A 7,417-nucleotide genomic window follows, 5' to 3' on the forward strand; every position below is an offset into this window, starting at 1 on the left:
CGGCCGCGGGGGTCGTCCGGGTCGTGGTGGGCCGACCGGCTTCGGCAGCCCGCTCCGCCACGCCGGTCCCGGGGCCCGTCATGTCGACGGTTCCGCTTCCCGCCGCTATCGTTACGGTCTCGATAGCGCTATCCTCTGCTCTCATGCAAGAGCGTAGCAGTGTGGGAGAGCTCGCGGAAACTCTGCGCAGGGAGCTGAACCGCTACTCCCATGGAGAGAAGCTGCCATCGAGCCGGGCTTTGGTGGAGCGCTACCGTGTCAGCCCGGTGACGGTCACCCGCGCCCTGGCGGTCCTCGCCGGGGAGGGGCTCGTCGTCACCCGGCCGGGCGCCGGCGCCTTCCGGGCCGAGCCCCGCCGCCGTACGCCAGAACCGGGCGACACCTCCTGGCAGGAGCTGTTCCTCAGCGCCGAATCCGCCTCCGCCTCGGGCGAGCCCATTCCGCGGACGGTCGACGCATCCGGGGTACTGGCCACGCTCGCCGCACCGCCGCCCGGCGTGATCGAGTTCAACGGCGGCTATCTGCATCCCGCCCTCCAGCCCGAACGGGCCATGGCCGCGGCCCTCGCCCGGGCGGGACGGCGCCCGGGTGCCTGGGGCCGTCCGCCGATGGAGGGCCTGGCGGAGCTGCGCACGTGGTTCGCCCGCGAGATCGGGGGGCCCAGCGGCCCTGTGGGCGCCTCCGAGGTGCTGATCACCGCGGGCGGCCAGAGCGCCCTCACCACCGCGCTGCGCGCGCTCGCTCCACCCGGCGCCGCCGTACTCGTCGAGTCGCCCACCTACCCGGGGATGCTCGCGGTCGCACGGGCCTCGGGGCTGCGCCCGGTACCGGTGCCGGCGGACGCCGAGGGCGTACGGACCGAGCTGCTGGCGGCCGCCTTCCGCGCTACCGGGGCGCGGGTCTTCGTCTGCCAGCCCCTGTTCCAGAACCCCACCGGGGCCGTGCTCGCCCAGCACCGAAGGAGCGAGGTCCTGCGCGCCGCCCGAGAAGCGGGTGCGTTCGTGGTGGAGGACGACTTCGCGCGCGGACTCGTCCACGACGATGCGGGGGAGCTGCCGCCGCCGCTCGCCGCGGAGGACCCGGACGGGGTCGTCGTACACCTCCGCTCGCTGACCAAGATCACCTCGCCCAGCCTGCGGGTCGGGGCCCTGGCCGCCCGCGGCCCCGTGCTCAGCAGGCTGCGCGCGATCCAGGTCGTCGACAGCTTCTTCGTCCCGCGGCCCCTCCAGGAGACCGCCCTCGAACTCGTCGGCGCTCCCGCCTGGCCGCGCCATCTGCGCGCGGTACGGGCGGAGTTGCGGGGCCGCCGCGACGCGATGGCCACCGCGGTACGCCGCGAGCTGCCTGAACTGGCGCTCGCACACGTGCCCACGGGCGGCTACCACCTCTGGCTGCGACTTCCGGAGGGCACCGACGAGGACGCGCTGGCCACCGCCGGGCTGCGGGCAGGCGTCGCGGTCGCAACCGGCCGCCCGTACTTCGCCGCCGAACCTCCCGCCCCGTACCTACGGTTGAGCTTTGCGGGTGTGGCGGGCGAGGCCGAAATCGCCGAGGGTGTACGGCGGTTGAGGACAGCCTGCGATGAAGCGATCGGCCGGTGAGGGACCGGGGAGCCCGACGGGGCCCTCCCGCGCGGCCGCAGCCGGGGGCGTGCGTCAGGCGCGTGGCAGGGCGCGCAGGTCCTCGGCCAGGCGGGCGATGCGGCGCTTCCACGCCTTGAGCGCGGTGTGCCGCTCCGCCGTGAGGTCACCCGGGCCGGTCTGGGTGAGGACGAGCCGGGCGCCATGGCCCGTACCGCTCTTCAGCTCCCAGCGAACGCGGCCCGCCGTACGTCCGCCCGACTCCCAGGCGTACTCCAGCAGTTCGGGCTCCTTGACCGATGTGACGGCTCCCGCGTGCACCTTGTCGCTGGTGAACGCGGACGGCACAGGGTCTCCGGTTCCGGCCTCGGTACCGCTCTCGCGGGCCAGCAGCGCCCAGACCCTGTCGGCGGGTTGGGTGAGCTGGCGCTCGAACCGGACGACCCAGCCGTCCACGGTGTCCGAGTACACCCCGCTGTCCAGGCCGAACTTCTCGACGTACGCGTCGTGCATCGAGGCCACCGGGTAGCTTGGCTCGACCGGCCGCTCGTCCACCACGGCCTCCAGAGCGTCGAGGCAGACCTGCCAGCCGCTCGCATAACTCGCCGCGGCGTAGCGGTCGTCGAAGATGTGAGTGAAGACCAGCAGGCAGCCGGTGCCATCCGGGCGCAGCTCGAAGCGGATCAGATCGTCGCTCTCGCGTGTCATCTCCGCCGGGGCGCGGGTGCTGAAGGCGAAGAGCCGCTGCGGGTCCAGCTCGGTGACGATGGCGTCGAGCGTCGTGCCCGCGCCGTCGTCGAAGCGGATCTTCCCGCCCAGGCGCAGCTCCAGCCGGGTGGCGCGGAACGGGTACCACTGGCTGAGGTGTTCCGGCTCGGTGACGGCGCGCCAGACCTTCTCCGGCGGGTGGCCGAGCCGTCGCTCGATACGCAGGACGGGGCGGCCGTCGGCGGTGGTCAGCGTCTCGTTCATGACTGATCCTTCCGGTCGGTACCAGGGGCGTCCGGCATGGTCGCGGGGGTGTCCGGCATGGTGACGGGGGCGTCCCGCACGGTGGTGGGGGTGTCCGGCATGGCGTCGAGATGTCGTTCGAGGGCGTCGAGGCGCTGCTCCCACAGACGCCGGTACGGCGCCAGCCATGCGTCGATCTCGGCCAGGGGCTCGGGGCGCAGCTCGTACCACCGCCGCTGGGCGTCCCGGCGGACGTCCACGAGACCGGCCTCGCGCAGCACACGCAGATGTTTGGAGGTGCCGGGCTGGCTGAGCCCGAGGTGGCCGGTCAGCTCGCCGACCAGGCGGGGGCGCTCCAGCAGCAGATCGAGGATTCGCCGGCGGGCCGGCTCCGCAAGCACGTCGAAGGGTATGGACACGCCACCGAAGATACTGTCCGGGTTATATAACCGCAAGAGAATGTAATGGCGCTGCCGGGAGCCGTCGGGCGCAGCGATCAGCGGCGGCGCAGCGCACCCGCCGTCGTGCCGGTGCGCTCGCGCAGCAGGATCCGGAGCGTGTTGGCGTGCTCGTAGCCGACCTTGCGCGCGATGACCTCCAGCGGCAGATCCGTGGTCCGCAGCAGATGCGACGCCCGCTCGACCCGCAGGTCCTGCACGAAGCGGACGGGCGAGGTGCCGAGCGTGCGGCGCACGGACCGCTGAAGCGTGCGCTCGCTGACCCCGATGGCGCGCGCGCCGTCGGAGATGGCGATCGGCTCGTCCAGGTGCACCCGCGCCCAGCGCTCGAACGCGGCCACGGTCGGATCGCTCTGCGCGAGGGCGGCCGAGATGGTGTACGCGGCCTGGGAGGGGCGCTCGTCGACCACCAGGTAGCGGGCCACCAGATCGGCGAGCGCCGGGCTGCTCATCCGGACGATGGCGAGCGCGAGGTCGACATGGCCGAAAGCCGCCCCCGCCGTCGTCACCCCGCCGGACGACGTCACCATGCGGGTCTCGTCGATCGTCACCGCCGGGTAACGCTTGCGGAAGTACGGCGCGAGCCACCAACTCGTCGTCGCCTGGCGTCCGTTGAGCACACCCGACTCGGCGAGCAGGAAGGTGCCCGTACAGGCCGAGGCCACGGGCGTACGGCGTTCCCGCGCCGCGACGACCAGCCGTCGCGCCGCCGCCGACGCGGGCCCCGAGACGTGCGCGATGAGCGCGTCGGGGCGCCGTTCCGCCAGCGCGGGCACCAGCAGCAGGTCGGCCTTCTCGGCCTCGGCGACGGACGCGGTCTCGACCACATGGCCCGCGCCCGTGCGCACCCGGCGGCGGAAGCCGACCGTCGTGACCTTCCAGGCGGGCGGCGGCTCGGGGAGTTCCGTCCGCATGCCGTTGGCCCCGTCCAGGACGTCGAGGATCGCGGCGAGCCCCGAGTCGAACACGCCGTCGTATGCCAGTACAGCGATATCCATGACGGAAACCGTATCGGAAGCGTCGCTTACGACACTGGGAGGAGGGGTTGCGCCCTCCTAGGTTTGCTGATGTCCGGACATCAGCCGGTGCGACGGCACCGGCACGGAATCCGATACGACCACCACCCACGGGAGTGCACCATGACGAAGCTCGGCCTGCTGGCCAGGATCGAAGCCAAGCCCGAGTACGCCGACAAGGTCGACGCCATGCTGCGGGACGCGGTGCAGACCGCCCGCGAGGAGGAGCACACCGTCACCTGGTTCGCGTTCCGCCAGAGCGCGACAACCTTCGGCATCTTCGACACCTTCGAGAACGAGGACGGCCGCAAGGGCCACCTCGAGGGCAGGATCGCCGCCGCGCTGATGGACGCGGCCCAGACCATGCTCGCCGAGGCGCCGGACATCCGGCCCGTCGACGTCCTGGCGGTCAAGCTTCCCTGATCCGGACACGCATACGGCCCGGGAGCGTGCTGCCGTGTCGGGAACGCTATGGAAGCTGTCGTGAGCGACGCTCCCGCGGACCCACCGTACGCGCCTAGGTTCGCGGTACGGGGGCGAGCACCTCTCGCCCCCGTACCGCATGCACATCGACAACGCGCCCCGCCAGGCGGGGCTTCGAGGGACGGAACGCACCATGGCGCAGCCCGCGACCCAGAACCCCGCCACTCCGGCTTCCGGCACCAGGACCGGCACCGGCACCAGGACCGGCACGAGGACCAGGACGGGCACGGGGACCAGGACCGGCACCGATGCGGGGACAGAGTCCGGGACCCGGACGGAGGCCGGGACCGAAAACGGAACGGTGGGCCCGGAGGGTCTCCGTACGCGCACCCACACCTGGGACGCGCCCACGTCGTACGCCGACGCCGGCGGCCATTCCGGACTGGAGCTGGCACGCATGAGCCTGGACGGGCGCCTTCCAGCGGCGCCGATCTGCTCCACGCTCGGCTTCCGGCTCGTGGAGGTCGGCGAGGGCCACGCCGTCTTCGAAGGGGACCCGGGGGAGCACCTCTTCAACCCCATGGGCACCGTCCACGGCGGTTTCATGGCGACCCTCCTCGACTCCGCCCTCGGCACCGCGGTCCTCAGCGCCCTGCCGCCCGGCCGCGCCTACACCACCGTTCAGCTCGGGGTGCATCTGGTCCGGCCGGTCCTCGGCACCACCCCGACGCTGCGCTGCGAGGGCGCGACCGTCCACGTCGGCCGTACGACGGCGACCGCGGAGGCGCGGATCGTCGGGAGCGCCGACGGGAAGTTGTACGCGCACGGGACGACGACGTGCGCCGTCTTCGGTGTGCCCGGCACGCCCTGAGGGGCGAGGATGAACCGCATGAGCAGGACGACTGTCGTCAACCTCAAGGGCCACCGTGACGATCCCGAGTACGCGGACGTGGTCTACGTCGGCCGGGCGATGCACCGCGGCGGCTGGGACCTGAAGGGCTCGCCGCTCGCCAGCCCCTTCCGTCCGGGGCCGGACGGCACGCGCGAGGAGGTCGTCGCGAAGTACCGCGAGTATCTCCTCGGCCGTTCCGACCTGCTGGAAATGCTGCCGGAGCTGCGCGGGCGGCGACTGGGCTGCTGGTGCGTCCCCGAGCCGTGCCACGCCCAGGTCATCGCCGAACTGGCCGACTCCTTCGACGCGTAGGGCGGCCCTTTCTCCTCCGGCCCGGTCGCTGCCGGGCCGAATTTCCTCCGCCCGGGCGCAGCCGATCGCCGCGCGGAGCCGTCCTCCAGGGTGCGGACCGACCGCGATGCGGCGGTCGCGACGGCCACCGCAGGGCGTGCGGCGTCCGCGGGTTGTGCGGTCGTGGGGCGTGCGCGTGCCGCGACATGGCACACGTCCGCGGCGCGCACTCGGCGACGACGAGGGAGACCATGACGGAGCGCAGGAACGTCAGCCGGCGCAGTCTGCTCGCCACGACGGGCGCGGTCCCGTCCGCAGTGGCGCTGGCGCTGGCAATGGCGGGGTGCGGGCCGTCCCGCCCCAAGGGGCGCGGCGGCATTCCCGAACCAGTGTCCTTCCTGCGCACCTCTTGGTCGACCGACCCCTTCGCCCGGTGCTCGTACTCCTTCCTCGCCCCCGGCCCCCTCGGCAGGTCGGTGCGGACGAAGCTGGCCGCCCCGGTCGGCGAACGGCTGCACTTCGCCGGTGAGGCGACTTCCGGCGAGGCCCCGGCCACGACCACCGGTGCGCTGCTGAGCGGCCGGCGCGTGGCGCGCGACATCACCGCCGCCGCCCGCGAGGGCGCGCGGGTCACGGTCATCGGCGCGGGATTCGCCGGGCTCGGCTGCGCCCGGGCCCTCGCGGACGCCGGGATGCGCGTACGTGTGCTGGAGGGGCGCGCCCGGATCGGCGGCCGGGTGTGGACCCGGCGGATCGCCGGAGTGCCCGCCGAGATGGGGGCCTCCTGGATCCACTCCTGGCGCGACAACCCGGTCACGGAGCTGCTGAAGCGCACCGGAGGCCGTTCGTTTGCCTTCGACTACGACAACACCGCCGGTACGGACGAGGCCGCCATGGCCGAACTCGCCCGGTACACCGGCAAGCTCGACGCCATCGAGGACCCCGACACCACGGCCGTCTCCGCGGTCTTCCCGGAGAACCCGTCACCGGGACTGCGGTGGGCGGCCAACGTGACGTACACCCAGGAGTACGCCACCGAGCCCGGCCGACTCTCCGTCAGCGCCCTGGAGGAGGGCACCGGCGGCCGCGGCGGGGACGTCCTGCTGCCCGACGGCTACGACCGGCTCATCGACCGGCTCCGTGGCGAGGTCGAGGTGCGTACGGGCGCCACCGTCACCGCCGTTCGTCACGGCGCCGGAGGGACGACGGTGATCCTCGACGGCGGGGAGGAGACCGAGTCCGACCACTGCGTCGTGACCGTGCCGATCGGCGTCCTCAAAGCGGGTGGCATCGCCTTCGATCCGCCGCTGCCCGCCGAGAAGCGGAGCGCCGTCGACGCTCTCGGGGCGGGGCTGATGGACAAGGTCTGGCTCCGCTTCGACGATGTGTTCTGGGACCGCGCCGCCGACGCCCTCGAGTGGTTCGACCCCGACGAGCCGGGGTTGTGGTCGTACTGGGTCAACGGCCACAAGGTCTTCGGCGAACCCCTCCTCCTCGGCTTCAACGCGGGTCACTACGCACACCGCCTCGCCCGCCTGCCCGACCACCGGGTCGTATCGAGCGCAATGGACGCCCTGCGCCGTATGCACCGCCGCAAGCACAGGTGACGCACCGCCGCCCGGCACGGTCGCTGCGGGTGCAAGAAGGCGCCTGAGCCCGCAACGGTGGCAATGCGTGGTGCCCCTGGCAAGGTCGTCCTCCTGCCCTGACCCGAGCCATTGCTTCGCCCGACCTGCGGATGAGGCGTGGGGGGGGGGGGCCCCCGCCCCCCCCGCCCCCCGCCCCCCCCCCCCCGCCGGGAGAGCA

8 protein-coding genes are annotated in these 7,417 nt (G+C 73.0%); 5 read left to right on the forward strand and 3 right to left on the reverse strand.

Annotated features, from left to right (window positions below):
• Positions 1–143: 143 nt before the first annotated feature.
• Positions 144–1,601 (forward strand): PLP-dependent aminotransferase family protein, encoded by a 1,458-nt coding sequence (locus tag AB0M26_RS07180; RefSeq protein ID WP_365255805.1) that lies wholly within the window; start codon positions 144–146, stop codon positions 1,599–1,601.
• Between the two features lie 54 nt (positions 1,602–1,655).
• Here AB0M26_RS07180 and AB0M26_RS07185 read toward each other — a convergent pair whose 3' ends face one another.
• The 3 genes from AB0M26_RS07185 to AB0M26_RS07195 all read right to left on the reverse strand — a co-directional run bounded on the left by AB0M26_RS07185 (position 1,656) and on the right by AB0M26_RS07195 (position 3,987).
• On the reverse strand, positions 1,656–2,552 hold the full coding sequence (locus tag AB0M26_RS07185; RefSeq protein ID WP_365255808.1) for an SRPBCC family protein: 897 nt from the start codon (positions 2,550–2,552) through the stop codon (positions 1,656–1,658).
• Positions 2,549–2,950, reverse strand: coding sequence for a metalloregulator ArsR/SmtB family transcription factor (locus tag AB0M26_RS07190; protein ID WP_365255811.1), 402 nt, complete (start codon positions 2,948–2,950; stop codon positions 2,549–2,551). Before AB0M26_RS07190 ends, AB0M26_RS07185 begins: the two co-directional genes overlap by 4 nt.
• Before the next feature lie 77 nt (positions 2,951–3,027).
• Entirely contained in the window at positions 3,028–3,987 is a 960-nt protein-coding gene (locus tag AB0M26_RS07195) for a helix-turn-helix domain-containing protein (RefSeq protein WP_365255813.1), read from the reverse strand.
• Positions 3,988–4,128: 141 nt separating this feature from the next.
• Here AB0M26_RS07195 and AB0M26_RS07200 point away from each other — a divergent pair, with 141 nt between their 5' ends.
• The 4 genes from AB0M26_RS07200 (at position 4,129) to AB0M26_RS07215 (ending at position 7,218) form a co-directional block, all read left to right on the forward strand.
• Complete coding sequence (locus tag AB0M26_RS07200) at positions 4,129–4,428, forward strand: antibiotic biosynthesis monooxygenase (RefSeq protein WP_365255816.1); 300 nt, start codon at positions 4,129–4,131, stop codon at positions 4,426–4,428.
• Between the two features lie 193 nt (positions 4,429–4,621).
• Positions 4,622–5,299, forward strand: coding sequence for a PaaI family thioesterase (locus AB0M26_RS07205; RefSeq protein ID WP_365255819.1), 678 nt, complete (start codon positions 4,622–4,624; stop codon positions 5,297–5,299).
• 18 nt (positions 5,300–5,317) lie between these two features.
• Positions 5,318–5,632 (forward strand): DUF4326 domain-containing protein, encoded by a 315-nt coding sequence (locus tag AB0M26_RS07210; protein WP_365255822.1) that lies wholly within the window; start codon positions 5,318–5,320, stop codon positions 5,630–5,632.
• Positions 5,633–5,862: 230 nt separating this feature from the next.
• Positions 5,863–7,218 carry an FAD-dependent oxidoreductase gene (locus AB0M26_RS07215; protein WP_365255825.1) on the forward strand — a complete coding sequence of 452 codons (1,356 nt, stop codon included), beginning with the start codon at positions 5,863–5,865 and terminating at the stop codon, positions 7,216–7,218.
• Positions 7,219–7,417 lie beyond the last annotated feature (199 nt).

Source organism: Streptomyces sp. NPDC051776, assembly GCF_040681345.1.
GTDB lineage: Bacteria > Actinomycetota > Actinomycetes > Streptomycetales > Streptomycetaceae > Streptomyces.